Genomic DNA, 25,772 nt, shown 5'->3' with positions numbered 1-25,772 from the left:
TCAGACCGGCGGGGCGAGGAAGAGACCCCGGTCGGGGTCGTTGAAGGACTTGCGGGCGACGAACTCGTCCATCGCGTTGGCCGTGCCCCACTGGTCGCTCACCGCGGGGTCGCTGAAGTCGTACAGGTGCGGGTGCCAGGCGTCCTCGTCGACCAGCTCCAGCTCGGTCGTGTACTCGACGGTGTTGCCGTGCGGGTCGAGGAAGTAGGAGAACGTGTTGTTGCCGGCCAGGTGCCGGCCCGGGCCCCAGATCTTCTCGACGCCCGCGCGCAGCAGCTTCCCGGTGCCGCGCATGTATTCGTCGATCCCGCGCAGTTCGAACGACGCGTGGTGCAGCGACGGGTGCGGGCCGCGCGCGATGGCGAGACTGTGGTGCCAGGCGTTGATCCGCAGGAACCACATCATCTCGCCCATCCGCGGGTGCATCAGGATGTCCGAGAGCCGGAACCCGAGGTGCGTCTCGTAGAAGGCGCGGGTCTCCTCCGGGTTCGCGGAGTTGAGGACGACGTGGGACAGCCGCACCGGGACGGGCTCGCCTTCCTCGATCTTGCGGTGGTGCCGCACGGCGACGTCGGCGCTGATCTCGACGGTCCGTCCTTCGTTGTCGAAGAACCGGAAGCCGTAGCCACCGCCGGGCGTCTTCAGCTCCGCAGGCTCGGAGACGAGGGTGACGCCCGCGACGCCGAGGCGTTCGGCGAGAGTGTCCACATCGGACTGTGCCGCGACCCCGAAGGCGATGAGGTCGATCCGCTTGTCGGCCGCCTCGCGGAGCCGGACGACGTACTGCTCCGGCGAGCCTTCGGCGGCGAGGAAGGCGATCCCGGTGTCGGTGTGCTCGGTGGACAGGCCCCAGGCGTTGGTGAAGAAGTCCTGCTGCCGGGCCAGGTCGGGTACGGCGAGGTCGATGTGCCGCAGGTGGGTGATCATGGGTTCCTCTCAGGCGGGCGGGGTGACCAGGGTGGCGATCTCGCGCATCAGGCCGGGGACGTCGCCGCGTTCGCCGTCGAGCAGCCACTGGCCGAGCTGGTTCGAGGCGTCGACGACGGCCTTGGCGCGGGCGTAGCGCCGCTCGGTGAACGCGGTCCAGAGGTCGTCGTCGAGAGCGTCGGCCGCAAGAAGCAGTTCGCCCAGCACCGCCGCGTCTTCGAGGGCCTGCGCGCCGCCCTGGGCCAGGGTCGGCGGGCACGCGTGCGCGGCGTCGCCGATGAGCACGACGCGGCCGCGGTGCCACGGCGGCGGGAGCACGTGCGTTTCGAACCACGTGTAGTTCACGCGGGCGGGGTCGACCAGCGCCTCGCGGATCTCGTCCCACGGGCCGTGGTAGGCCGACGCGAGTTTCCGCATCGTCGCGAGCCGTTCGTCGGGTGTCAGGAAGCCGCGGTTCTGCGCCGCTTCGACCACGTAGGCGTAGAGCGAGTCTTCGCCGGTCGGGCAGTAGCCGGCGATGTAGGACGGGCCGCCGTAGTAGAGGTCGGTCCGCGTGACCGCCGCCGGACGCGGGCCGAACGCGCGCCAGATCCCCATCCCCGTCGCGCGGGTGCCCGCGTCTATCCCGAGCAGCCCGCGGGTCGCCGAGCGGATCCCGTCGGCACCGACGACCAGGTCGTAGCGGCCGGTCGAGCCGTCGGAGAAGGTTACGGCGCCTTCTTCGGTCAGTTCGGTCACCGAACGTCCGAAGTGGACCTTCGCGCCGACCTCGCGGGCCCGGTCGACGAGAATGCGCGCCAGTGCGGGCCGGGGCATGCCGAGGGTCGCGGGCAGTCCCGGGCCGCCGGTGCGGGCGTCGGGGATCTCGGCCAGCAGCGTGCCCTCGGGATCCGGGGCGCGCAGGCCGAGACTGTCGAAGCAGTGGCCCTCGGCCCGCACCGCATCCCAGACGCCGAGTTCGCGCAGCACCCGCAAGGCATTGCCCTGCAAAGTGATACCCGAACCCTCGGGGCTGGTCCCGGCGGCGATCTCGACGAGGTCGACTGCGACGCCGCGGGACGCGAGCTGGATCGCGGTACCGGTCCCGGCGAGGCCGGCGCCGACGACGAGGACGGTGGTCACAGCGGTCATGGCGGGCTCCTACTTGACGGCGATCGGCGCGACCGGCGCCCCGACGGCGCCGGTCACCGGCAGGGGTGCGGCGGTGAGCCAGAACTCGAAGACGCCGTCGGCCGCGCAGTCGGCGGCCAGCGCGTCGAGGTCCCACATCTCGCCCAGGAACAGCCCGATGTGCGGGATGGCGACCTGGTGCAGTGGCTGGAACGCAACGTCGAACTCGTTGGGCCGCACCTCGAACCCCCACGTGTCGGTGGCGATGCCGGCGATCTCCGTGCCGTGCAGCCAGTCCGCGGTGGTGAACGACAGCCCGGGCGAGTCGCCGCCGGCGTAGTCACCCCAGCCCTCACGCCGTGCGCGAGCGAGCCGGCCGGTGCGCACCAGCAGCAGATCCCCGCGGCCGACGCGCGCGGTCGCGCCCTGCGCGGCGATGGTGGCGTCGAGGTGTTCGGCGGTGATCGCGAAGCCGTCCGGGAGTTCGCCGTCGCCGAGCGCGCGGCCGACGTCGAGGAGCACCCCACGCCCGGCGATCAGCCCGGCGGTGGTCTCGATGCCGGTGACGCGGTCGCCTTCGCTGGTCACGACGTCGCCGGCGCGACGGCCGTTGTAGGCCATCCCGTGGTCGAAGATGTGGCCGAGGCCGTCCCACTGGGTCGAGGCCTGCAGCGGCATGAAGACGACGTCGTCGGCGCCGCCGAGCCCGTGCGGGAACCCCTGCGTACCGCGTTCGGCGTCCACCCCGGTGTCGAGCATCGTGTGCACCGGGTTGGTCCGGCGGCGCCAGCCTCGCTGCGGGCCGTCGGCGTCGAAGGACTGGGCGAGCGAGAAGCTCGCGCCGCGGCGGACGAGCGTGGCGCCCTCACGGCGTTTGGCCTCGTCGAGGAAGTTCAGGGTGCCGAGGACGTCATCGGCACCCCAGCGGCCCTGGTTGGAGCACCGCTTGGCTGTTTCGGCGATCGCGCCCTCGGGATCGGTTCGGTCCACGTCTTCACTTTCGGGCCTTGAGCGGTATCCAGGAAGACGAAATTGTTGATACGGAGTATCAGCCTGATGGATAGTGATCGGGTGGACCTGAACCTGCTCGTCACGTTGGACGCGCTGCTTCGCGAGCGGAGCGTCTCGCGCGCGGCCGAGCGGATGGGCCTGAGCCAGCCGGCGGTGTCGGCGCAGCTCGCCCGGCTGCGGCGGCACTTCGGCGACGAACTCCTGGCCAGAGCCGGGAATCAGTACCGGCTGACGCCCCTGGCGGTCCGGCTCAAGGACCGCGTGCAGACCGCGTTGCCTGGCGTCGAACGCGTCTTCGCCGCGGCACCCGACTTCGACCCCGGCTCGTCGGCCCGGGAGTTCACGCTGCTGATCAGCGACTACACCATCGCGGTCCTGGGCGACACGATCGCGCGCCTGCTGGCCGAGGAGGCACCGGGTGCGCGGCTGCGGTTCGTGCCGAACAACCCCCAGTCGGTCGACGACGCGCCCCAGGCCCTGGTGAACGCGGACCTGCTGATCCTCCCGCACGGGTTCCTCATCGCCGACCTCCCGCACCAGGACCTCTACCGCGACGAGTGGGTCTGCCTGGTCGCCACCGGCAACGCCGAGGTCGGCGACGAGCTGACCGTCGAGCAGCTCGAGACGCTGCCGTGGGTCGTGACCTACCACGGCCCCACGGCGTCGACGCCCGCCGCGCGTCAGCTGCGCACCCTGGGGATCGAGCCGCGGGTGCAGGTGGTGACGGAGACGTTCCTGACCATCCCCGGCCTCGTCGCGGGCTCGGACCGGATCGCCCTGCTGCAACGTCGGCTGGCCGGTCGCATCCCGCCATCGTCGGGGGTGCGCGTCCTGCCGTGTCCGTTCGACGCGGGCGAGCTGGTGGAAGCGATGTGGTGGCACCCCATCCACGACGACGACCCCGAGCACCGCTACCTCAGGAACCTGGTCACCCGCGCGGCGGGAGAAGCCGACGGTCGCGAGCTCCGCCCACCGAGGCACTGATCACGCGGGGCTTCCCGCGGCGAGGCCGTGCCCTCCTACTGCGGCAGGTCGCCGGTGTTGGCGAACTCCAGCCGCTTGGCGACCGAGACGGCTTGGTCGGCGAAGCGCTCGTAGAAGCGGGTGGTCAGCGCCGCGGTGACGGCGGGCCGCTGGTCGTGTTCCCAGTCCTTGCCGGTGATGCCGGCGAGGAGGTCGGCGTGCAGGGCGTCGACGGCTTCGTCGGCTTGGCGGAGTTCGTGGAAGCCGTCGGTTCCGGTGCGGATCTGCGTGGCGACCCGTTCGGCGATTTCGGCGTCCAGGCGGCCCATCCGCTCGAACGTCGCGTTGAGTTCGGCCGGGACGGCGGGGGAGGGGTGGGCGAAGCGGGCGGTGTCGGCGATGTGCGCGGCGAGGTCACCCATGCGTTCGATCTTTTCGGCGCAGTAGACGACGGCGAGGACCCGGCGCAGGTCGCCGGCGACGGGGGCTTGCAGCGCCAGCAGGGCGTACGCGTCCTCCTCGCACTGGGCGCGCTGCGCGTCGAGTGCGTCGTCCGCGGCGATGACCTGCTGGGCGAGCACGAGGTCGGCCTCGAGCAGAGCGCTGGTGGCGTCGCGGACGGCGGCTGCGGCGGCGTCGCACATGTCGGCGAGCCGGGCGGTGAGCCGGTTGAGATCGTCTTGGAAACCTTCGCGCATGGTCGGTCAGCCTAGTGCGGCCGGGACGACGATCGACGGTCGCATGCCGGCTGGTCAGACGGTGAAGTGGTCGGGGTCGGCCGCGGCCCAGTCCCGCGCCCACTCCTCGGGTGGTTCGGACAGCAGCTGCTCCGGGGCGAGCCAGTCGTAGAGGTCGGCGTAGGAGCGCACCTGGTGCGGGTCGACGCGGCGGCGCAGCATGTGCGGCCCGCAGCTCGGCGGGGAACCGGACGCCCATCGAGGCCATGATCTGCTGGGCGCCGGTCACGGTGGAGCGCTGGAACCGCTCGACGCGCAGCGACTTGTCCGCGACGTCCAGGGCGCGGGCGCGGCGGGGGTCCTGGGTGGTGACGCCGACCGGGCAGGTGTTGGTGTGGCAGCGCTGCGCCTGGATGCAGCCGACCGCGAACATCATCGCCCGCGCCGCGTTGGTGTAGTCCGCGCCCTGCAGCAGCCGCTTGACGATGTCGGCGCCGGTGGCGACCTTGCCGCTGGCGCCGATCTTGATCCGGTCGCGCAGCCCGGTGCCGACGAGTGCGTTGTGGACGGTGATGAGGCCTTCGGTCAGCGGTGTCCCGATGTGGTCGGCGAACTCCAGCGGCGCGGCGCCGGTGCCGCCCTCGGCGCCGTCGACGATGATGAAGTCCGGCGTGACGCCTTCGGCGAGCATGGCCTTGCAGACGGCGAGGAACTGGCGTCGCGAGCCCACGCAGAGCTTGAACCCGGTCGGCTTGCCCCCGGCCAGTTCGCGCATCGCGGCGATGAAGCCGATCAGCTCGCGTGGTGTCGAGAAGACCCGGTGGTAGGGCGGCGAGATGACGGTCTGTCCTTGCGGGACGTCGCGGACGCGGGCGATCTCCGCGTTGACCTTGCCGCCGGGCAGCACGCCGCCGATGCCGGGCTTGGCGCCCTGGGACAGCTTCAGCGACACGCATTTCACGGCGTCGTGGGCGGCTTTGCCGGCGAATTCCGTTTCGTCGAAGTCGCCGTCGGAGGTCCGGCAGCCGAAGTAGCCGGTGCCGATCTCCCAGACGAGGTCGCCGCCGTGCCGCAGGTGGTATTCGGACAGGCCGCCTTCGCCGGTGTCATGGGCGAACCCGCCGAGCGCGGCTCCCTTGTTGATGGCCATGATCGCGTTCGCGGACAGGGAACCGAAGCTCATCGCGGAGACGTTCAGCAGAGCCATGTCGTACGGTTTCGCGCAGTCGGGACCGCCGATCCGGATCCGGGGCGGGTCGTCGGGCGGCGCCACCGGGGCCATCGAGTGCACGAGGGACTCGTACCCGTCGGCGTAGACGTCGCGTTCGGTGCCGAACGGCTCTTCGGCGTCGGTGCCTTTGGCGCGCTGGTAGACGATGCTGCGGATGTCCCGGTCGTAGGGGCGGCCGTCGAAGTTGCGTTCGATGAAGTACTGCTGAAGCTCGGGCCGCAGGGCTTCGAGCAGGAACCGCAGGTGCCCGAGGATGGGGTAGTTCCGCAGGACCGAGTGCCGGCGCTGGAGCAGATCCCGGCATCCGACGCCGGCGAGGAGGAGCAGCGGCACGGCGAGCAGCCACCACCACGGGCCGGCGAACAGGGCGAGCGCGGCGACGCCGAGCGAGAACAGCGACAGCACCGCCACCGCACCGAATCTGAGCACGAACCGAAGCTAGCCGCGTCGTCGGTGGAGCGCAGGTCGAGCACGTAGTTACCGCCGCCGATGGGGTATTCGTCCCGTGCCGTGCCAGTAGGCGACGAGAGGCACTCCGGCGTCCCAGAGCGCGAGCACGGGGTTGCGGTTCACGGCCGCGTTCCCCGGCCGCCGTCGGCTTCGTCGAGGAAGGCCAGCACCCGTTCGTTGACCGCGGCGGCGGATTCGCCCGCGATGGCGTGGGTCGCTTGGGGCCAGACCTCCACGCGGGCGTCCGGCAGCAGGGTGCGAGCGCGAGCACCCGCCTTGGCGGCGTCGTGCATCACGCTCTTGCCGGCGATCAGCGCGAGGACCGGAATCGCGATCGACCGGAGCTGCCCGTCGCTCAGGAGCTCCGGCGTGGGCAGCCCGATCCGGTAGGTGCGCATGCCCGCCTCGATCACCGCGGCGACCGGATCTTCCGGCGCGACCTCGGCGCCGCCGGCGATCCACCGCAGGAAGGCCGGGCGGCCCCAGCGGCGGAGGCCGGGCACCAGCGCGAGAGTGGTGCGGACGAGCAGGGGGACCGGGAACTCGCCGAAGGTGCGGACGGGGTCGATCAACGTCAGCGACGCGAGCCGCCTTCCCGTGCGGGCGGCGTAGTTGGCCGCGAGCCACCCGCCGAACGAGTACCCGATGAGGTGCACGGCTTCGGGTCCCAGCGCGTCGAGGACTTCGGTGAGCCAGGTGGCCTGGTCGGCGCCGTCGCGAATCGGCGCGGTCTGCACGCTGCGGCCCGGCTCGCCGAGCAGGTCGATCGCGTACACGGGACCGCGGCGCGACCACGCCGGGAGGTTCGGTGCCCACATGACCGCGGTGCCGGCCCGCCCCGGCAGCAGCACGGCGGGGGTCGCCGGTCCCGAACCGAACCGGTAGACCCGCGCGATCCCGAAAGACGTCTCGATGTCGCGTTGCCCGGTCGGCGCGGGCAACGCGGCCAGTCCGCGCTCGTACACCGCGCGGTACTCCTGCTCGGCCCGCACCGAGGCGAACTCACCCAGCTTCACGTGTCCCCCTTGTTTTGCGATACGATCGGATTGTAAAGAGGGTGCGGTAGGTTCGCAAGCCGATCGTATGGGAAAGAGGAGCGGGTGCCGAAGGTCGTCGATCACGAGGAGCGCCGGCGGCGGATCGCGGAGACGCTGCGCCGCATCGCCGCCGACGAGGGACTCGAGGCGGTCAGCCTGGGCCAGGTCGCGGCGGCCGCGGGCATCTCGAAGGGGCAGGTGCAGCACTACTTCCCGAACAAGGACGCGATGCTGCGCTACGCGGTGCGGACGCTGCGCGACCAGGTCGAGCGTCAGGTCGCGGCCGGGGCCGCGGACGCGCCGCCGGACCTGCGGACGGTCCTGGTGGCACTGCTGCCCCTCGACGACGAAAGCCGGACGGAAGCGTTGGTGGCCAACGCGTTCGTCTGGCGCGCGTTCAAGGACGACGAGATCGCGGCGTGGTTCCGCGCCGGGTACGAGCAGCTGCGCGAGGCGCTTGCCGCGCTCGTCGAAGCCGAACTCGGCCTGGCCGGCCTCGACGCCGCCCGCGAAGCGGACTTGCTCCTCGCGCTGACAGCCGGTCTCGCCGACGCGGTCCTCCTCGGCCACCGGACCGGGGACGAGGCCGCCGAGCTGATCGACCTCCACCTGCGGCGGCTTCCCGGCGGTCGCTGAGCTGCCGCCCCCACATCCGGCAGCGGCTATCGTCGGTGCTGCGGCGACGGTTGTGTGCGCCGCGCAGTGGCTGTCGGAGGAGGTCGGCGTCCGCCATGGACGAGCGTGTCGCGACGGAGCTGATCGAGCGGGCCCGGGCCGAGACCGCGCGATTGGCCGCGGCGCTGGCGCGGCAGCGGGACGAGATCGTGGCGGCGTCGGAGTTCACCAGCGGTGACGACGAACACGACCCGGAAGGCGTCACCATCGCCTTCGAGCGGGCGCAGGTCCAGGCGCTGCTGCGGCAGGCCCAGGACGATCTGACGGCGCTCGCGCGGGCCGCCGAGCGGGTGCTCGCCGGCGTCTACGAGGTGTGCGAACGGTGCGGCGGCCCGATCGCCGAAGGCCGGCTGACGGCCCTGCCGGCCACGCGGATCTGCATCACCTGCGCGAACCGGCTGTGACTCCCGCCGACCGGTGGGCCGGCCGGATCACCGGCGGTGTTTCTTCGGCGGGGCCGTCGAGTCGCGGACGGTGAGGGTGACGTCCAGGGTGATCGGCCGGCGCGAGCGGGTGCGCTGCTCGATCGCCGCCACCAGCATCGCCACCGCCGTCGCTCCCTTGCGGCCGATGTCCTGGGTGACGGTGGTGAGCTTCGGCGTGACGTACTTGCTGAACTCCAGGTCGTCGAAGCCGACGACGGACACGTCGCCGGGGACGGCCGCGCCCGCCGCCGCCAGGCCCTCCATGATCCCGACCGCCAGGACGTCCGCCGTGGCGAACACGGCCGTCGCGCCCGGGTGACGCTCCAGTAGCGTCTGGCCGCACGCGAACCCCTCGTCGTGCGTGGTGTTGACGACCTCGACCAAGCCGGGGTCCCACGTCACCCCGGCGTCGGTGAACGCCGCGCGGAACCCGTCGAAGCGTTCGCGGACGACGCCGGCCCGGCCGAACTCGGGCCCGGCGAACACGACGGCCCGGTGGCCCAGCCCGAGCAGGTGCTCGGCGGCTAGGCGGGCGCCGACGAAGTCGTCGGACCGCGGCCCCGTGGTGAGCCGGTTGCGGGAGTAGCTGTCGATCGCGACCATCGGGACCGGGCCGGCGGTGGCCTTGGTCAGCTTGTCGATCTGCTCGTCGACGAACCCGAGCAGGATCGCGCCGTCGAGGCTCCACGAGTGCAGTGCCTCGGTGACCTCGTCGAGGCGCGCGATGCCGCGGAGCAGCAGGTGGTAGCCGGACTTCCGCAGCTCCCGTTCGACGTGCCCCGCGATCGCCATGTGGTGCGGGCTGATCATGAGGCTGTCTTCGTCGGCCGCGGGCACCAGCAAGCCGATCAGCTTCGAGGAGCTGCTGGCGAGGCTGCGCGCCGACGCGCTGGGCACGTACCCCATGTCCGTGGCGATCCGGTGCACGCGATCCCGCGTGGCGGGCGAAACCCGCGCCGCCTTGCCGTTCATCACGTTCGACACGGTCATCATGCTGACGCCCGCCTCTTCGGCGACCTCTCGCAGTGTGACCCGCACGCGCACCGTCCTTCCCGGCTCGAGTGTTGACAGCGTATCAAGCGCAGATTACCGTCCTGCCATCAGGTATAGCGCTAAACCCTTCGAGGGGGACCGTTGACGACGCTCAGCTCACCGGCCGTGGCCGCGCCGCGGGAAACCGGGTCGGACCGGTGGTGGCGCACCGCCGTGGTGTACCAGGTGTACCCGCGCAGTTTCGCCGACGGCGACGGCGACGGCACCGGCGACCTCGCGGGTGTCCGGTCCCGCCTGCCGTACTTGGCCTCGCTCGGGGTCGACGCCCTGTGGTTCACCCCTTGGTACGCCTCGCCCCTGGCCGACGGCGGCTACGACGTGGCCGACTACCGGGCGATCGACCCCGCGTTCGGCACGCTCGCCGAGGCCGAAGCGCTCATCGCGGAGGCTCGCGAACACGGCATCCGGACCATTGTGGACGTCGTCCCGAACCACGTCTCGGACCAGCACGCGTGGTTCCGGGAGGCGGTGGCCGCCGGACCAGGGTCCCTGCAGCGGCAACGGTTCTGGTTCCGCGAGGGCCGTGGCGCGCACGGCGAGCTGCCGCCGACCGACTGGCCGTCGACGTTCGGCGGGCCGGCCTGGACCCGCGTGACGGAACCGGACGGGCGGCCGGGGGAGTGGTACCTGCACCTGTTCGCGCCGGAGCAGCCCGACCTGAACTGGAGCCACCCGCAGGTGCGGCGCGAGCACGAGGACGTCCTGCGCTTCTGGTTCGACCGCGGCGTGGCCGGTGTGCGGATCGACTCCGCGACCATGCCGGTCAAAGATCCTGCGCTGCCGGAGCTGGATGAAGGGAGTACGCACCCGTTCGTCGACCGGGACGAGGTGCACCAGATCTACTGTTCCTGGCGGGCCGTCGCCGATTCCTACCCGGAAAAGCGCGTGCTGATCGGCGAAGTGTGGCTGGACGACCCGGCCCGGTTCGCGCGCTACCTGCGCCCGGACGAGATGCACAGCGCGTTCAACTTCGACTTCATGCGCCGCCCGTGGGACGCGGAGCAGCTGCGGGAGTCGATCGCGGAGACCCTCGCCAGCCACCGGCCGGTGCTGGCCGCGCCGACGTGGGTGCTGTCCAACCACGACGTCACCCGGCCGGTCACCCGCTACGGGCGCGAGGACAGCTCGTTCCTGCACGCCCGCACCTTCGGCGTCCCGACGGACCTCGGCCTCGGCCGGCGCCGGGCGCGCGCCGCGGCGCTGCTGTCGGCGGCCCTGCCCGGTTCCCTCTACATCTACCAGGGTGACGAGCTCGGTCTGCCCGAAGTGGACGACCTGCCGGCCGAAGCCCGCCAAGACCCGGTCTTCCTGCGCACCGGGGGCGCCGACCCCGGCCGGGACGGCTGCCGGGTCCCGTTGCCGTGGAGCGAAAGCGGGGCCAGCCACGGCTTCAGCGTCGACCCGGAGGCGACGGCGTGGCTGCCCCAGCCGCCGGAGTGGGCCGGGCTTTCGGTGCGGCGCCAAGAGAACACGCCCACGTCGATGCTGACGCTCTACCGTGTCGCCCTGGAGCTGCGCCGCACCACCCCGGCGCTGATCGGCGAGGACTTCGCCTGGCTGGAAACGCAAAAGGGCGTGCTCGGCTTCCGCCGCGGTGAAGATTTCGCGTGCCTGATCAACTTCTCCGCCGAGCCCCAGCCGCTGCCGCGGGCGGAGGTCCTGCTGAGCAGCGGTGAGCTTTCCGGTGGGCTGCTGCCCGCCGACACGGCCGTCTGGTTGCGCCTTCAGGAAAAGGAGGGACACTGATGTCCTCGAAAACCTTCGCCACCGTCCTCGCCGCCGCGCTCGGGCTCACCGTGCTCGCGGCCTGCGGCACCGACAGCGGCGACACCGCCGTCGACGGGAAGACCGTCGTCAAGGTCTCCCTCGAACCAGGCCAGGACAAGAGCGCGGTCGACGCGTTCACCGCCCGCGTCACCCAGTTCGAGCAGGCGAACCCCGGAATCGACCTGGCGGTCCAGGAGTTCAAGTGGGATCCCACGAAGTTCACCGCGCAGCTGGCCGGCGGCACGCTGCCGGACGTGCTGACCGTCCCGTTCACCGACGGGCGCGGCCTGATCGAGCGCCACCAGATCGCCGACATCAGCGCCGACGTCGCCCAGCTGCCCTACGCCGGGAAGTTCAACCCGGAGGTCGCGAAGACGGGCCAAGACGCCCAGGGGAAGCAGGAAGCGATCCCGATCGCGGCCTACACCCAGGCCCTGCACTACAACCGCACGCTGTTCAAGCAGGCCGGTCTCGACCCGGACAAGCCACCGTCCACCTGGGACGAAGTGCGTGCCGCCGCGAAGCAGATCGCGGAGCGCACCGGCGCCGCCGGCTACGCCCAGATGACCAAGGACAACACCGGCGGCTGGATCCTCGTCACGCAGGACTACGCGTTCGGCGGCCGCACCGAGAAGCTCGACGGGGACAAGGCCACCGCCACCGTCGACACGCCGCAGCTGCGGCAGGTGCTGCAGAACCTGCGCGCGATGCGGTGGGACGACAACAGCATGGGCGCGAACTTCCTCTACGACTGGAACGGCATCAACCAGGACTTCGCCGCCGGCCGGATCGGCATGTACGTCTCCGGCGGCGGCAACTACAAGGACCTGCTCGCCCAGAACGCGATCAAGCCCGCCGACTACGGCGTGACCGCGGTGCCGCTCACCGGACCGGACGCCGGCGCCCTCGGCGGCGGCACCCTCGCGGTCGTCAACGTCAAGGCGTCGAAGAAGACCCAAGCCGCGGCGGTGAAGTGGATCGACTTCTACTACCTGCGCAAGCTGACCGACCAGGCCGCGGCCCAGGCCGACGCGAAGACGAACGCGGACGCCAAGCAGGCGGTCGGCTCGCCCGAGCTGCCGGTGTTCGACAAGGCCACCTACGACGAGCGGCTGCGGTGGATCGGCCAGTACGTCAACGTGCCGCTGTCGCAGATGACCCCGTACACCAGCCGGATGTTCGGCCGGCCGCTGCTGCCCGAGCCCACCCGCGCGACCCAGAAGGTCTACGGCGTGCTGGACACCGTCGTGCAGAAGGTCCTCACCGACCGGGACGCCGACGTCAACGCGCTGCTCGCGGACGCCCAGGCCCAGGTGCAGGCCCTGCTGGACCGGCCGTGACCACCGCGGCGCCACCCCGGCTCGCCGACCCGCCCGCGCCGGCCCGGGAGCGCGCCTGCCGTCCCCGGCGGACGCCGCTGCGGTGGGCGCGCCGCGGCGGCCTCGCCCCGGTCCTGTTCCTCCTCCCGGCGCTGTTCGTCTTCGGGCTCTTCGCCTGGCTGCCCATCGGCAAGTCCGCCCTGATGAGCTTCCAGCGGACCAACCTCGTCACCGCGCCGGAGTTCGTGGGCCTGGACAACTACCGGACCGTGCTCACCGACCCGATGTTCTGGACGGCCGTCGGCAACACCGGCCTGTTCGCCCTGCTGGCGCTGCTGATCGGCTACCCCGTCCCGCTCGCGCTGGCCGTCCTGATGAGCGAGGTCCGCAAGGGCCGCGGCCTGTTCAGCGCGCTGGCCTACCTGCCGGTGGTGATCCCGCCGGTCGTGGCCGTGCTGCTGTGGAAGGTGTTCTACGACGCCGGCCCGGACGGCCTGTTCAACAAGATCCTCGGCCTGGTGGGGATCGGGCCGGTGCCGTGGCTGCAGTCCGCGTCGACGGCGATGGGTTCGCTGGTCATCGAGGCCACCTGGGCCGCGGCCGGCAGCACGGTGATCATCTACCTCGCCGCGCTCACCAGCGTCCCGCCGGAGCTCTACGAAGCCGCCGAACTCGACGGCGCGGGCATCCGCGGCAAGGTCTGGCACGTGACGCTGCCGCACCTGCGGGGGGTGCTGCTGACGACGTTCATCCTGCAGATCATCGGCACCACGCAGGTGTTCCTCGAGCCGTTCCTGTTCACCGGCGGCGGCCCGGCACACGCGACCACGACCATCCTGCTGCTCATTTACAACTACGCCTTCGCCGACAGCCTCGGCGGCGACTACGGCGCGGCCACCGCGCTCAGCGTCCTGCTCGCCGGGACCCTGGCCGTCTTCTCCGCCGTGTTCCTGCGGCTCACCCGGTCCTGGAGCAGTTCATGAGCGACCGCGGACTCATCGCTCCCACGGAATGGCGCCGGCCGGGGGTGCGACGGCTCACCCGGGGCCTGCAAGGCGCGCTGCTGGCCGCGTTGTTCGCGGCGGGTCTCGGCCCGCTGCTGTGGCTGGCCAAGGCCGCGGTCACGCCGACCCAGGACACCCTGCGCGACCCGCTGGCGCTGTGGCCGCACGGCATCGACTTCGCCAACCTGGTCACGGCGTGGACCCGCGTCGAGGTCGGCAAGTACTTCCTCAACACGGTCTGGGTGGCGCTCGGCGCCTGGCTGGTCCAGCTGCTCGTCGCCACGACCACCGGCTACGCCCTCGCCGTCCTGAAACCGCGTTACCACAAGGTCGTCACCGCGATCGTCATGGCGACGCTGTTCGTGCCGTCGGTGGTGCTGCTGGTGCCCCTGTACCTGAGCATGGTCGACACCCCGCTGCTGCACACGTCGCTGATCAACACGTTCTGGGCGGTGTGGCTGCCCGCGGGGGCCAACGCGTTCAACGTCATCCTCGTGCAACGGTTCTTCGCGAACCTGCCGCGCGAGGTCTTCGAAGCGGCCCGGGTGGACGGTGCCGGGCCGGTGCGCATCTTCGTCTCGGTCGTGCTGCCGATGTCGAAGCCGATCCTCGGCGTGGTCTCGGTGTTCGCCGTGATCGCGTCCTGGAAGGACTTCCTCTGGCCCATGCTCGTGCTGCCCGACCCGGCGGTGCAGCCGCTGTCGGTGCGGCTGCCGGCGTTGCAGACCTTCGTCGAGCTCGACGTCTTCCTGGCCGCACTGGCCATCGCCACGGTCATCCCGGTGGCCCTGTTCCTCGTGTTCCAGCGCCTGGTGCTGCGCGGCGACGCGCTCAGCGGCGCGGTCAAAGGCTGACCCCGTTCCACCCGGCCACGACGACGTGGTCCGGCAGCCCACCTCGGGAGCGACCCATGAGAAAACCGTTCTCACTCCTCGCCGCGGTCGCGGTCGTCGCGACGTTCGCCCTCGCCCCACCGGCCGGTGCGGCAACCACCCGGCTGGAAGCCGAATCGGCCGCGCTGTCCGGCGGTGCGGTGGCCCAGAGCGATCACCCCGGCGCGAGTGGCGGCCGGTTCGTCGGCGGGTACGTCGACGGCAACCGCGGCGCCGCCAAGACCGATTTCGCAGTCACCTCGACCGGCGGTTCGACCACGCTCGTCCTCGGCTACGCCAACGGCACCGGTGCCACCCGGACGCTGTCGCTGTCGATCGACGGCGCCACCCGTCAGATTTCCCTGCCCGCAACGGCGAACTGGGACACCTGGGGCCAGGCGACCACCACCGCCACGCTGTCGTCCGGCACTCACCACGTCGCCTACTCCTTCGGTACAGCCGACAACGGCAACGTCAACCTCGACTACCTCGACGTGACCGCCGGGTCGACCGGCGAATCGGGTGCCCTGGAAGCGGAGTCCGCCGTTCTGGCGGGCGGCGCGGCCGTGGCGACCGACCACGCGGGCTACACCGGCAGCGGGTTCGTCGGCGGGTACACCGACGGTAACCGCGGTAACGCCAAGACGACCTTTTCGGTGACGGCCACGGGCGCCACGAACCTCGCCGTGCGCTACGCCAATGGGAGCGGCGCTACGCAAACGCTTTCCCTGCTGATCGACGGCGTGAAGGTGCGGCAGGTCTCGTTCCCCACGACGCCCGATTGGGACACCTGGGCCACCGCGACCGAGACGGTGACGCTGTCCACCGGTGCTCACACCGTCGCCTACCTCTACGACACCACCGACAGCGGGAACCTCAACCTCGACAGCCTGACCGTCTCGGCGAGCACGAACACTCCCGCCGGTCCCGGCGAAGCGGAAGGCGGGTTCCTGTCCTCCGGCGCGATCGCCGCCATCGCGACTCCCGGGTACAACGGCCCGGGTTACGTCTCCGGCTTCGACCACGTCGGTGCGCGGGTCATCCGGACCGTCGTGATGCCGTCGGCGGGCACCGCGACGGCCACCGTGCGGTTCGCCAACAGCAGCGGCGCCAACCGGGTGCTCGCGGTCTCGGCCAACGGGCAGGACGCCGGCAGTGTGTCCCTGAGCTCGGGCACCGGCTGGCGCACCACGACCGTGTCGGTGCCCCTGCGCGCGGGCCTGAACACGCTCGGTCTCGCGAGCACCTCCGCGACCGGCGGTGACGTGCTCGTCGACAGCGTCACCGTCGGCGGCGAGACCGCGGCCGCCACCCGCGGCGCGACCACGTCGTACACCGAGTACGAGGCCGAAGCCGGAACCCTCTCCGGCGGCGCGACCACACCGGCCGCCGACCGCACCTACCGCACGGTGTCCTCGGAAGCCAGTGGCCGCCGCGCGGTGCGGCTGAGCGGCACCGGCCAGTCGGTCGCCGTCACCCTCACGAAACCGGCGAACGCGCTCGTGGTGCGTTTTTCGATCCCCGACTCGGCCGACGGAACCGGCAGCACCGCCCCGCTGGCGCTCTACGCGAACGGCGCGAAGGTCAAGGACCTCACGCTCACCTCGCAGTACAGCTGGGTCTACGGTGACTACCCGTTCAGCAACACACCGTCGCAGGGCCTGGCGCACCGGTTCTTCGACGAGGTCCGCACCACGATCGGCGACTTCCCGGCCGGCACCGTGCTGAAGCTCCAGAAGGACTCGAGCGCGACGTCGACCATCGACGTCGACCTCGTCGACGCCGAACAGGCTCCCGCCGCCGCGCCCGCGCCGGCCGGCTCGCTGTCGATCACCTCGTACGGCGCCGTGCCGAACAACGGCTCCGACGCCACTTCCGCGATCACCTCCGCCATCGCGGCGGCCCAGTCGCAGAACAAGCCGCTCTTCGTCCCGGCGGGGACGTTCCGGATCAGCGCGCCGATCAGTGTCGCGAACGTGAAGATCTTCGGCGCGGGACCGTGGTCTTCGGTGCTCCAGGGCACCGGCCTCAAAGGCGGCTTCTTCGCCACGGGTTCCCACGTGACGATCGCCGACCTGGCGATCTTCGGCGACAACCGCACCCGGGACGACACGAACGGCAACGCCGCCCTCGAAGGCGACTTCGGCACGGGGTCGCTGCTGCAGAACATCTGGATCGAGCACACGAAGGTCGGGCTCTGGCCCGACTCCGGGACGGACGGCCTGTACGCCGCGGGTCTGCGCATCCGGGACACCTACGCGGACGGCGTGAACATCCACGCCAAGAACGGCGTCACGAACAACGTCCGCGTGGACCAGTCGGTGCTGCGCAACACCGGGGACGACGCGCTGGCGATGTACTCCGAAGGCAACGCCGTCACGAACGGCGCGTTCACCGCGAATACCGTGCAGTCGCCCATGCTGGCGAACGGCATCGGCATCTACGGCGGCACGAGCAACCGCGCGGAGGACAACCTGATCAGCGACACCGTCGCGGCGTCGTCGGGCATCGCGGTGAGCACCCGCTTCGACCCGGTGGCGTTCAGCGGGACCACGGCGATCAGGCGCAACACCTTGACCCGCACCGGCGGGGACGAGCCCAACTGGAAGAAGCCGTTCGGAGCGCTGCAGATCTTCGCGTTGACGAAGGACATCAGCGCGCCGGTCGTGGTGACGGACCTGACGATCACCGACACCATCCGGCAGGCGATCCAGGTCACCGACGAGCGCCTCGACCCGGGCGCCGGCACCGTCGGCCGGAAGGTCACCCAGCTCAGCCTGGACAAGGTGACCATCACCGGGGCCGGGACCTACGGGATCGACCTCGGCTCGGCGGGATCGGGCTCGGTGTCGAACACGTCGGTCACGGGCGCGGCCTCCGGCGGGCTGACCAACCCGGGCGGCTTCACCCTCGTCCGGGGGCCGGGGAACTCGGGGTTCTGACCCGGGGGAGCACCGGGCCGCGTTACGACATTCGGTGGTAATTCGCGCGACGAAGAGCAAAAATCGCGGCAAATCCGCCGACCAGGCGATACGCATGGTGCCGGAACGCGCCATTCCCGTCGCTCCGAAGTGTGACGCACTCCCGGCGGTGTCCGATCTTTCGGAGCATTCCGACATGGTCTGCGTGGGCCGGCGCGCACGCCGGTAGCTCGTTGAGCCCCTTGACACAGGGCACTCCGGTGACGTTCGCCGGCCCGGCTAACAAATCCTCGCGCGTTTCGTCTTCCCCAGGCACCCCACACCGAATCCGGCCGTCCGCCGGTGCTCGAAGGGAAGACCATGTCGCGAAGATCAGTGTTCGTCGCCCTCACCGCCGTCGGAGCGCTGCTGGCCCCGACGGCGGTGGCGGCCGCAGCGCCGCCGGGGGTCGACCCCGCCACCGTCGACCTCACGCTCGCCGCCGGGCAGAGCACCACCGTCACCAAGCACGTCACCACCTCCGCCGTCCCGCCGAACCCCGACCTCGTCCTGCTCGCCGACACCACCGGCAGCATGGGCGGCGCCATCACCAACGTCCGCACCAACGCCAACGCCATCACCGGGGACGTGCTCGCCGCGCAGCCGACCGCCCAGTTCGGCGTCGCGGAGTACAAGGACTTCACCGACTCCGTGCCGTTCAAGGTCAACCAGGGGATCACCGCGGACACCGGCGCGATCCAGGCGGGCACGAACCAGTGGGTGGCCTCCGGCGGCGGCGACACCCCCGAAGCGGACCTCAACGCGCTCTACGAACTGGCCACCGGCGCGGTCACCTTCCGTCCCGACGGCACCCGCATCGTCGCCTGGTTCGGCGACGCGCCGTCGCACGACCCCAGCGGCGGGCACTCCCTGGCCGACACGATCGCCGCGCTCAAGGCGGCGAACATCCGCGTGGTCGCGGTCAACGTCGGCGCCCTCGACTTCGACGGCCAGGCCACGGCGATCACCGAAGCCACCGGTGGCGTGCTGCTCAACAACGTCCCCTCGAACCAGGTGTCCCAGGCCATCCTGGACGGCATCAAGTCCATCGAGGTGACGGTGACCCCGCACGTCACCACCTGCGACCCGCAGCTGACGCTCACCAACGCGCCGGCGAGCGCCAAGGTGACCAGCGGTGACGTCGCGACGTTCACCGAGACGATCGCCGCCGCGGCGAGCGCGGCACCCGGCACCTACCACTGCTCGGTCGACTACCTGGTCGACGGCGTGTCCCGCGGCTTCGTCGAGACGACCACCGTGCGCGTGCTCGGCCTGAGCATCAACGACGTCACGGTGGACGAAGGCTCCGGCGGCGCGCCGGTGCCGGCCACCTTCACCGTGTCGCTGCTCGGTGGAACCAGCCCGAACCCGGTGACCGTGCACTACGCCACCGCGAACGGCACCGCCACCGCGCCGGCCGACTACGCCGCCGCCAGTGGGAACGTCACCTTCGCGCCGGGTGAGACGGCCAAGCCGGTGACGGTCCTGGTCAACCCGGACACCGTCGACGAGCCGAACGAGACGTTCACCGTGAACCTCTCGGCCCCGGCCGGCGCCGGGCTGGTCGACCCGACGGGCATCGGCACGATCGTCGACGACGACCGTGACGGCGCCTTCTCCTGCACCGGCACCGCGGCGAACGTCCTCGGTATCACCGCCGCCGTGGCGAACCCGCAGAACCTGCCCTGCGCCGACGACAACAAGACCGTCCTCGACGCGACGCTCAACGCCGGCCTGATCAAGGTGCAGACCCACGCGCTGACCTCTTCGACCGACCTGACCCCGGACAACCAGTCCGCGGCCCCGGCGGCCGGTGACCACGCGCAGGCCTCGGCGAAGATCGACAAGACGGTGATCAGCACGATCGGGCTGACGATCGAGCTGGGCGTGATCCAGTCCCAGGCGGCGGCGACGTGCCAGCCGGCCACGGGCGGGCTCGCCCCGGTGCTGACCGGCAGCTCGAACATCGCCTCGCTGAAGATCAACGGCCTCGCGGTCACGGTCGGCTCGGCACCGCTGACCATCCCGCTGGTGATCGGCTCGCTGAAGCTGAACGGCCAGACCGTGGTCAACGGCGTCGTGAAGCAGCAGGCGGTCGCGCTGGACACCGCGCTGGCGAAGATCGTGCTGGCGGAGTCCCAGGCCGACGTGCACGGCAGCGCCGCGCACCCGGCGGGCAACCCCTGCCGGCGCTGATCCGGTGAACCACCCGGGGCGGGCGGACCCCCGCCCGCCCCGGGCTTTCGGACCGGCGTCACGCCACCTTGCGGATCGGCAGGACCAGCGCCGCGCCGAGAAGCCCCGCGACAGCGCCGAAGACGAACAACGCGGCGAAGTTCCGAGGTGCGTCCGGCGTCGCGCCGATCGCCAGGACGGCCGGGGCGACGGCGGGCACCAGTGAGCTGGGCAGCGTGTTCGCGATGTTCATCAGGCCGAGGTCCTTCGCCGGGTTGGCCGGGTCGGGGACGAGCTGGGTGACGAGCGCGATGTCCACGCTCAGGTAGACGCCCTGCCCGAGGCCGACGACGCCGACGGCGACCAGGAACGCCGGGAACGAGCCGGCGAACGCGGCCAGCAGCAGGCCCACCGCGAAGATCAGCGCCGAGGCGATGACGAACGGCTTGCGCCGGCGGACGCGGTCGGACAGCTTGCCCGCGATCGGAGCGAATACGACGGCGGCCGCCGTCAAGACCAATGTGGACAGGAACACCGCGCCGGCGACCTCGTCGGGCCGGAAGTGCAGCACGAGGATGAGGTAGAAGGTCTGGTACGCCTGGATCGCCGCGACGCCGAGGAACACCAGCAACCGGCTCGCCCACGCCCACGCGAAGTCGGGGCGGCGGCGCGGGCTCACCCAGAACGTCCGCAGCAGCTCACGCGCGTCGAACGGCGGCCGGTCCGAAATCGGTGTGTCGGTGAGGAAACCGAACAGCAGCAGCGTTCCCGCGATCGCCGCCGCCGCGGGCAGGAGGATCATCAAGGCGAGGTCCGGCGCGACCAGCTGGGCCACGAACAGGCCGATGACGGCGCCGAGCGGCAGGCTCAGCCCGAGCACGGCGGACGCGGGCCCGCGCCGGTGCGGCGGCAGCTGGTCGGCCAGCACCGCGGTGCAGGCGACGGTCACCGAGCTGAACCCGGTGAACGTCGCGACCGCGGCCAGGGTCAGCAGCGGCGTGCTGCCGGCGACGAGCATGACCACGGCTCCGACGGCGAACAGCGCCGCACCCAGCAGGAGGAACGGCCGACGCCGGCCGAGCCGGCCGGTCGTGCGGTCGCTGAGCCGGCCCAGCAGCGGGAACGCCACCAGCGACGCCAGCGCGCCGACCCCGGTCACCACGGAAACCGTGGTCGTCGCGCGGGCGGCGTCGAGCTCGGTGGCCTTCAGGGACAGGGTCAGCACGGCGGGGACCAGGTTCGCCATCGCGGCGCCGACGGCCGCGAGGCCGAGGAAGAACAGGAACCCCCGGCGGGGGACGGCGGAGCCGGGTCCGGCCGGGGTGGTCTCGAGGGAAGCACTCATCGTCGGGCACCTTTCGCCACGGTTGCCGGGAAGGATGACCAGCGACCCCGGGTACCGTCAGCAAGCGTGCCGACCAATGGAACGCCGAGGCGGCGGGGCCGCCGTCCGGCGCAGGGCGAGCCCGTCGTCGACCGGGCGCTGTCGCTGCTGGACGCGTTCGACGCCGAGCACCGCGTGCTGTCGCTGGCCGAGCTGAGCCGCCGCTGCGAGATGCCGCCCAGCTCGGCGCTGCGGCTGGCGAACCGGTTGCGGGAGTGGGGTGCCCTCGAGCGCGACGACGCCGGGCGGTTCTGCGTCGGGCTGCGGCTGCTGGAGGTCGCCACCCTCGCCCCGCGGGGACACGGGCTGCGGCAGGTGGCGCTGCCGTTCATGAACGACCTGGCCGAGGTCACCCACCAGCACGTCCAGCTCGCCGTCCGCGACGGCATGCAGGCGCTGCTCGTGGAACGGCTCTCCGGCCACCAGGCCGCGCCGGTCGACTACCGCACCGGCGGCCGGCTGCCGCTGCACTCCACCGGCGTCGGCCTGGCCCTGCTGGCGTTCGCGCCGCGCGAGGTCCAGGAAGAGCTGCTGGCGAAGCCGGTCTACAGCGAGCCGGACAACCAACTGATCCCCGCCGACAAGCTGCGCCGCACGCTGGCCGAGGTCCGGCGGGAACGGCTGGCGATCTTCCGCCGCCAGGACGAGACCGAGGCGATCGTCTCGGTGGCCGCGCCGATCTTCGGGCGCGATGACGTCCTCGCCGGCGTCCTCGGGGTGCTCGTGCCCAAGCGGGTGGCCCGGCCGCGCCACCTCGGCCTCGCCGTCCAGACGGCCGCGCGGGGCATCTCCCGTGAGCTGGGAGCACGCTGATCTGCCATTGAATGGCACACCGATGGGTTCGGCCCGGGCCCGCGGTCATGCTCGGCCGCATGTTCCCGTACCAGGATCCGGCGCGGCCCGCCGACGACCGCGTCCGCGACCTGCTCGCCCGGATGACCCTGCCGGAGAAGGCCGGGCTGCTGTTCCACGCGCCGGTGGCCGTCACTCCCGACGGTGGTTTCGTCGAAGAGCAGGCCGGGCCGCTGCCCACCGCCCCGACGACGGAAGTGCTGCGGGACCGGCACGTCCGCTGCCTGTCGCTGATGGCGCCGGTCCCGGCGGGGCCGCTCGCCCGGTGGCACAACGAGATCCAGCGGCTCGCGGCGGGCAGCCGGCTCGGCATCCCGGTGCTGGTTTCGTCGGACCCGCGGCACTCGGCCAATGAGAACCCGCTGACGTCGGTGCCCTCCGGCGGCTGTTCCCGCTGGCCCGAGCCGCTCGGCTTCGGAGCGCTGGCCGACGACGACACCGTGCGGTCCTTCGCCGAAGTGGTGCGCGCCGAGTACACGGCCGTCGGCATCCGGCTGGCGCTGCACCCGATGGCCGACCTGGCCAGCGAACCGCGGTGGTGCCGGACGGCCGGGACGTTCGGGGCCGATCCCGACGTCGTCGCCCGGCTGGCCGCCGCGTACGTCGAAGGGTTGCAGGGCAGGGAGTTGGGACCGGAGTCGGTCGCGGCGATGGTCAAGCACTGGCCGGGCGCCGGTCCGCAGGCCGGCGGCGAGGACGCGCACTTCCCGGGCGGCAAGGACCAGGTCTACCCGGACGGTCGCTACGCGCAGCACCGCGAGGTCTTCCGCCCGGCACTGCGGGCCGGGGCGGCCGCGGTGATGCCCTACTACGGCCGTCCGGTCGGTGTCCCGGGGCTCGCCGGAGTCGGCTTCGCCTTCGACCGCGAGGTGATCGCCGGGCAGCTGCGGCGCGACGAAAGCTTCGACGGCCTCGTGTGCACCGACTTCGGGCTGCTCACCGACGTGACGCTGCCGGACGGCTCGGTCTGGCCCGCCCGGGCGTGGGGTGCCGAGCACCTCGACGTCGCCGGGCGCGTGCTGCGGCTGCTCGACGCGGGCGTCGACCAGTTCGGCGGCGAGTGGTGCCCGGACGTCGTCGTCGGCTTGGTGGAGTCGGGCCGGGTGCCCGAAGCACGGATCGACGAGTCGGCCGGTCGCGTGCTGGCGCTGATGGTCCGGCTCGGGCTGTTCGAGAACCCGTACGTCGACGAAGCACACGCGGTCGCCACGGTCGGCCGGGCCGACTTCACCGCCGCCGGAGCCGACGCGCAACGCCGGTCGATGGTGCTGCTCAGCGGCTCTCTTCCGCTGGAACCCGGGATCCGGCTCTACGTCGAGGGAATCGATCCCGAGGTCGCCGGTCGCTATGCGTCCATTGTGGATTCACCGACCGAGGCGGACGCGGCGCTGGTGCGGATCGGGACGCCGTACGAACCGAGACATCGTCTTCCCGACGCCTTTTTCCACCAGGGTCGGCTGGACTTACCGGAGGATCGCCGTGAGCACCTGCCGGCGCTCGCGGCGACCGTGCCGACGATCGTCGACGTCTTCCTCGACCGGGCCGCCGTCCTCCCGGAACTCGCCGAGCACGCGGCCACCCTGCTGGCCGACTTCGGCGCGGCCGACGACGCCGTCCTCGACGTCGTCTTCGGCCACGCCACCGCCGAGGGGCGGCTGCCGATCGAGCTGCCGTCGTCCATGGCCGCCGTCGAAGCCCACCCGGAGGACCGGCCGGGCGGCACCGCGGACCCGTTGTTCCCGCTCGGGCACACCGCCCGCGCTCCCGAAAGCCCTGACGCCCGTCTGCCCCAGGGCCCCGGCAAAGGTCTTGAATGAGTCATTCAGGACCTCCGGAGACCTGAATGAGTCATTCAGGACGTCACCGCGCCCGCGATCCCGCCGGTGCGGTGGGCCGTCGGCCTCGTCACCGGGGCAGTGCGGCCCGTAGGAACTTGACGGAGGTGGCCACCACGGCCGCGGGATCGGCGCCCGTCCAGCGGTGCCGGGCGCTGGGGACCAGGTGCAGCTCCACCGGCGCGCCCACGTCCCGCAGTGCCTCGGCGAGCCGGACGCTCTGCGCGGCGGGCACCAGGTCGTCGTCCTCGCCGTGCATCAGCAGGATCGGCGGCGCGGCGGCGTGGGCGTGCGTCAGCGGGCTCGCCTCCCGTGCGAGTTCCGGTGCCGACCGCGGCGATGCCCCCAGCAGGAGCGTTTCGCGGGAGACGTCGCCGGTCAGGCCGAGCAGGTCGGTCGGCGGGAACCACGCGACCACACCGTCCACTTCGGACCCGGTCAGTGCGGCCAGCAGACCGAGGTGCGCGCCGGCCGACTCGCCCCAGACGAACAGCGGCTTGCCATCGCGCACGAAGTCGATCGCGGCCCGCACGTCGTCCAGGGGTGCCGGGAAGATCGCCTCCCCGCTGAGCCGGTAGTCGGTCGCGGCGACCCGGAAACCCTGGGCCACCAGGTCTTCGGTCAACGACTCGAAGCCGGGGAGGGAAGCGTGCCGGGAGCCGCGCCGCCAGCCGCCGCCGTGCAGGTACACGATGGTCGCGACCGGGTCGTCCGGCTCGGTCAGGTCCAGTTCCAGGGGCCGGAAGCCCGGCACCTCGCGGTAGATCACGCGCTCGCCTTGTGGAACCGGCCGCCCTGCATGATCACCGCCAGGTTGGCGGGGTCCTGCAGCAGCGTGACGTCCTCGGTGGGGTCGCCGCGCACGACGAGGACGTCGGCGAAGTAGCCCTCGGTGAGCAGCCCGACCGGCAGATCCATCACCTCGCCACCGTGGAAAGTGGTCGCGCGCAAGGCTTCGGCGGGGGAGTAGCCGAAGAGCCGGACGAACAGCTCGAGGTCACGTGCGTTGCGGCCGATGGGGTTGTTCGGGAACCCGTAGTCGCCGCCGGGCAGCACCCGCAGCCCGCGCTTGCGCAGCTCGGGGTAGAGCCGTTCCATCGCTTCGAGGGACTTCACCGAGCCCATCTTCTCGGCCATCGCGGTGTCGATGCCGAACTCGGCGCCCTCGTGCACGTTGGCCCACATGATGCCGACGGCGGGGGAGAGGAAGATCGTGTCTTTGTGCGCTTCCAGGAGGTCGATGGCCTCTTGGTCGGCGTAGGAGCAGTGGTAGATGGAGCGGAACCCGGCCCGCACGGCCAGCTTGATCGACTCGGGGGACTGGGCGTGGCAGTTGAGCCACACGCCGGACTCGCGGGCTTGCTCGCCGGCGGCGTTCGCCTCCTCGGCGCTGTACTGGGTGACCATCGAGCCGCCCTCGAAGAAGACGTCGTCGTTGCTCATCAGCAGCTTGACGCTGTCGAAGCCGAGGTCCGCCTGTTCGCGGATGAACGCGCGCACGGCGGCCGGGCCGGTCTCCTGCGGGGCGGGCCCGCCGGGGCCCATCCGGACCGGGTTGTTGTCCCGTTCGAAGGACGCGGCCCGCATCCGCGGCCCGGCGGCCAGGCCGGCGGCGATCCGGTCGCGCACCCGCACCTCGGTGGGCACCGGGGTGAGCGAGCCGGCGGAGTAGGCGCTGGTGAACCCGTGGTCGAGCAGGATCCGGGCGTTGCGCTCGGCGATCGCCAGGTGTTCGTCCGGGCTGGGCATGTGCCGGAAGAAGCTGACGTCGACCGGCGGGTTGAACGACGGGTCGACGTGGCCGACCGCGGACGGGAACGTCAGGTGGCAGTGCGACTCGACCAGGCCGGGCATGACCGTGGCGCCGCGGCAGTCGACCACCCGGTCGTCCGGCCCGGTTTCCGTGCCGCCGCCGGGCCGGACGCTCTCGATCCGGTCGCCGCGGACCACGACGTCTCCCGGGACCGCGGGGGAGCCGGTGCCGTCGAAGACGCGTCCGCCGGTGAAAACGACTCTGGGTGCCATGTCCGTCCTCCTGGCCGAAG

The 25,772-nt window shown here is 71.7% G+C and carries 20 protein-coding genes and 1 pseudogene; 11 read left to right on the top strand and 10 right to left on the bottom strand.

Features of this window, described 5'->3' with window-relative positions:
- From AB0M59_RS27080 to AB0M59_RS27070, 3 genes are read right to left on the bottom strand one after another with little or no spacing between them, the layout of a single operon-like run.
- On the bottom strand, window positions 1-927 hold the full coding sequence (locus AB0M59_RS27080; protein WP_364620107.1) for a VOC family protein: 927 nt from the start codon (window positions 925-927) through the stop codon (window positions 1-3).
- A 9-nt stretch (window positions 928-936) separates the two neighbouring features.
- Window positions 937-2,058: an FAD-dependent monooxygenase gene (locus tag AB0M59_RS27075; RefSeq protein ID WP_364620105.1), complete on the bottom strand. Its 1,122-nt coding sequence runs from the start codon at window positions 2,056-2,058 to the stop codon at window positions 937-939.
- Between the two features lie 9 nt (window positions 2,059-2,067).
- Window positions 2,068-3,027, bottom strand: a complete 960-nt coding sequence (locus AB0M59_RS27070) for a cyclase family protein (RefSeq protein ID WP_364620102.1) — start codon at window positions 3,025-3,027, stop codon at window positions 2,068-2,070.
- Between the two features lie 66 nt (window positions 3,028-3,093).
- Between AB0M59_RS27070 and AB0M59_RS27065 the strand changes: the two genes are divergently transcribed.
- A complete protein-coding gene (locus AB0M59_RS27065) occupies window positions 3,094-4,032 on the top strand; it encodes a LysR family transcriptional regulator (protein WP_364620100.1) in 939 nt (312 codons plus the stop codon).
- 35 nt (window positions 4,033-4,067) lie between these two features.
- Here the strand turns inward: AB0M59_RS27065 and AB0M59_RS27060 are convergent, their stop codons facing one another.
- The 3 genes and pseudogenes from AB0M59_RS27060 to AB0M59_RS27050 form a co-directional block, all read right to left on the bottom strand.
- Window positions 4,068-4,655 (bottom strand): PhoU domain-containing protein, encoded by a 588-nt coding sequence (locus tag AB0M59_RS27060; protein WP_364620097.1) that lies wholly within the window; start codon window positions 4,653-4,655, stop codon window positions 4,068-4,070.
- Between the two features lie 343 nt (window positions 4,656-4,998).
- Window positions 4,999-5,838, bottom strand: a pseudogene (locus AB0M59_RS27055) (FMN-binding glutamate synthase family protein); the annotation flags it as partial.
- A 650-nt stretch (window positions 5,839-6,488) separates the two neighbouring features.
- A complete protein-coding gene (locus tag AB0M59_RS27050) occupies window positions 6,489-7,385 on the bottom strand; it encodes an alpha/beta fold hydrolase (RefSeq protein ID WP_364620095.1) in 897 nt (298 codons plus the stop codon).
- Between the two features lie 84 nt (window positions 7,386-7,469).
- Here AB0M59_RS27050 and AB0M59_RS27045 point away from each other — a divergent pair, with 84 nt between their 5' ends.
- Both AB0M59_RS27045 and AB0M59_RS27040 read left to right on the top strand, forming a co-directional pair.
- Window positions 7,470-8,042, top strand: a complete 573-nt coding sequence (locus AB0M59_RS27045; RefSeq protein WP_364620092.1) for a TetR/AcrR family transcriptional regulator — start codon at window positions 7,470-7,472, stop codon at window positions 8,040-8,042.
- 95 nt (window positions 8,043-8,137) lie between these two features.
- Window positions 8,138-8,485, top strand: coding sequence for a TraR/DksA C4-type zinc finger protein (locus tag AB0M59_RS27040; RefSeq protein WP_364620089.1), 348 nt, complete (start codon window positions 8,138-8,140; stop codon window positions 8,483-8,485).
- A 27-nt stretch (window positions 8,486-8,512) separates the two neighbouring features.
- Here AB0M59_RS27040 and AB0M59_RS27035 read toward each other — a convergent pair whose 3' ends face one another.
- Complete coding sequence (locus tag AB0M59_RS27035) at window positions 8,513-9,544, bottom strand: LacI family DNA-binding transcriptional regulator (RefSeq protein ID WP_364620086.1); 1,032 nt, start codon at window positions 9,542-9,544, stop codon at window positions 8,513-8,515.
- A 96-nt stretch (window positions 9,545-9,640) separates the two neighbouring features.
- On the opposite strand from AB0M59_RS27035, the gene AB0M59_RS27030 reads away from it, so the two are divergent.
- The 6 genes from AB0M59_RS27030 (at window position 9,641) to AB0M59_RS27005 (ending at window position 19,677) form a co-directional block, all read left to right on the top strand.
- The gene (locus AB0M59_RS27030; protein ID WP_364620083.1) at window positions 9,641-11,305 is read left to right on the top strand and encodes a glycoside hydrolase family 13 protein; all 1,665 of its coding nucleotides are present in this window, start codon (window positions 9,641-9,643) and stop codon (window positions 11,303-11,305) included.
- A complete protein-coding gene (locus AB0M59_RS27025) occupies window positions 11,305-12,666 on the top strand; it encodes an extracellular solute-binding protein (RefSeq protein ID WP_364620081.1) in 1,362 nt (453 codons plus the stop codon). Before AB0M59_RS27030 ends, AB0M59_RS27025 begins: the two co-directional genes overlap by 1 nt.
- Window positions 12,663-13,628 (top strand): sugar ABC transporter permease, encoded by a 966-nt coding sequence (locus tag AB0M59_RS27020; protein WP_364620078.1) that lies wholly within the window; start codon window positions 12,663-12,665, stop codon window positions 13,626-13,628. Before AB0M59_RS27025 ends, AB0M59_RS27020 begins: the two co-directional genes overlap by 4 nt.
- Window positions 13,625-14,503 (top strand): carbohydrate ABC transporter permease, encoded by an 879-nt coding sequence (locus AB0M59_RS27015; protein WP_364620076.1) that lies wholly within the window; start codon window positions 13,625-13,627, stop codon window positions 14,501-14,503. Before AB0M59_RS27020 ends, AB0M59_RS27015 begins: the two co-directional genes overlap by 4 nt.
- Window positions 14,504-14,559: 56 nt before the next feature.
- Window positions 14,560-17,463, top strand: a complete 2,904-nt coding sequence (locus tag AB0M59_RS27010) for a CBM35 domain-containing protein (protein ID WP_364620073.1) — start codon at window positions 14,560-14,562, stop codon at window positions 17,461-17,463.
- 339 nt (window positions 17,464-17,802) lie between these two features.
- Window positions 17,803-19,677: a Calx-beta domain-containing protein gene (locus AB0M59_RS27005; protein WP_364620071.1), complete on the top strand. Its 1,875-nt coding sequence runs from the start codon at window positions 17,803-17,805 to the stop codon at window positions 19,675-19,677.
- A 58-nt stretch (window positions 19,678-19,735) separates the two neighbouring features.
- Here the strand turns inward: AB0M59_RS27005 and AB0M59_RS27000 are convergent, their stop codons facing one another.
- Window positions 19,736-21,001 (bottom strand): MFS transporter, encoded by a 1,266-nt coding sequence (locus tag AB0M59_RS27000; protein ID WP_364620069.1) that lies wholly within the window; start codon window positions 20,999-21,001, stop codon window positions 19,736-19,738.
- Window positions 21,002-21,067: 66 nt separating this feature from the next.
- Between AB0M59_RS27000 and AB0M59_RS26995 the strand changes: the two genes are divergently transcribed.
- Both AB0M59_RS26995 and AB0M59_RS26990 read left to right on the top strand, forming a co-directional pair.
- On the top strand, window positions 21,068-21,853 hold the full coding sequence (locus AB0M59_RS26995) for an IclR family transcriptional regulator (protein WP_364620067.1): 786 nt from the start codon (window positions 21,068-21,070) through the stop codon (window positions 21,851-21,853).
- Between the two features lie 59 nt (window positions 21,854-21,912).
- Entirely contained in the window at window positions 21,913-23,709 is a 1,797-nt protein-coding gene (locus AB0M59_RS26990) for a glycoside hydrolase family 3 N-terminal domain-containing protein (RefSeq protein ID WP_364620065.1), read from the top strand.
- 88 nt (window positions 23,710-23,797) lie between these two features.
- On the opposite strand, the gene AB0M59_RS26985 is transcribed toward AB0M59_RS26990, so the two are convergent.
- Together AB0M59_RS26985 and AB0M59_RS26980 are read right to left on the bottom strand one after the other, a co-directional pair.
- A complete protein-coding gene (locus tag AB0M59_RS26985; protein ID WP_364620062.1) occupies window positions 23,798-24,496 on the bottom strand; it encodes an alpha/beta hydrolase in 699 nt (232 codons plus the stop codon).
- Window positions 24,493-25,752 carry an amidohydrolase family protein gene (locus AB0M59_RS26980; RefSeq protein WP_364620060.1) on the bottom strand — a complete coding sequence of 420 codons (1,260 nt, stop codon included), beginning with the start codon at window positions 25,750-25,752 and terminating at the stop codon, window positions 24,493-24,495. Before AB0M59_RS26980 ends, AB0M59_RS26985 begins: the two co-directional genes overlap by 4 nt.
- Between the last annotated feature and the right edge of the window lie 20 nt (window positions 25,753-25,772).

It is taken from the genome of Amycolatopsis sp. NPDC051371 (assembly GCF_040682155.1).
In the GTDB taxonomy this organism is placed as follows: domain Bacteria; phylum Actinomycetota; class Actinomycetes; order Mycobacteriales; family Pseudonocardiaceae; genus Amycolatopsis.
This window is presented reverse-complemented; position numbering and strand designations above follow the sequence as displayed.

Excerpts from the sequence above, each read along its gene's own strand:
- AB0M59_RS27015 (WP_364620076.1), top strand. The coding sequence starts at position 13,625 with ATGAGCGACCGCGGACTCATCGCTCCCACGGAATGGCGCCGGCCGGGG.
- AB0M59_RS27080 (WP_364620107.1), bottom strand. The coding sequence starts at position 927 with ATGATCACCCACCTGCGGCACATCGACCTCGCCGTACCCGACCTGGCC.
- AB0M59_RS27075 (WP_364620105.1), bottom strand. The coding sequence starts at position 2,058 with ATGACCGCTGTGACCACCGTCCTCGTCGTCGGCGCCGGCCTCGCCGGG.
- AB0M59_RS27040 (WP_364620089.1), top strand. The coding sequence starts at position 8,138 with ATGGACGAGCGTGTCGCGACGGAGCTGATCGAGCGGGCCCGGGCCGAG.
- AB0M59_RS27010 (WP_364620073.1), top strand. The coding sequence starts at position 14,560 with ATGAGAAAACCGTTCTCACTCCTCGCCGCGGTCGCGGTCGTCGCGACG.
- AB0M59_RS27005 (WP_364620071.1), top strand. The coding sequence starts at position 17,803 with ATGTCGCGAAGATCAGTGTTCGTCGCCCTCACCGCCGTCGGAGCGCTG.
- AB0M59_RS26980 (WP_364620060.1), bottom strand. The coding sequence starts at position 25,752 with ATGGCACCCAGAGTCGTTTTCACCGGCGGACGCGTCTTCGACGGCACC.
- AB0M59_RS27065 (WP_364620100.1), top strand. The coding sequence starts at position 3,094 with ATGGATAGTGATCGGGTGGACCTGAACCTGCTCGTCACGTTGGACGCG.
- AB0M59_RS27025 (WP_364620081.1), top strand. The coding sequence starts at position 11,305 with ATGTCCTCGAAAACCTTCGCCACCGTCCTCGCCGCCGCGCTCGGGCTC.
- AB0M59_RS27060 (WP_364620097.1), bottom strand. The coding sequence starts at position 4,655 with ATGTGCGACGCCGCCGCAGCCGCCGTCCGCGACGCCACCAGCGCTCTG.
- AB0M59_RS27000 (WP_364620069.1), bottom strand. The coding sequence starts at position 21,001 with ATGAGTGCTTCCCTCGAGACCACCCCGGCCGGACCCGGCTCCGCCGTC.
- AB0M59_RS26990 (WP_364620065.1), top strand. The coding sequence starts at position 21,913 with ATGTTCCCGTACCAGGATCCGGCGCGGCCCGCCGACGACCGCGTCCGC.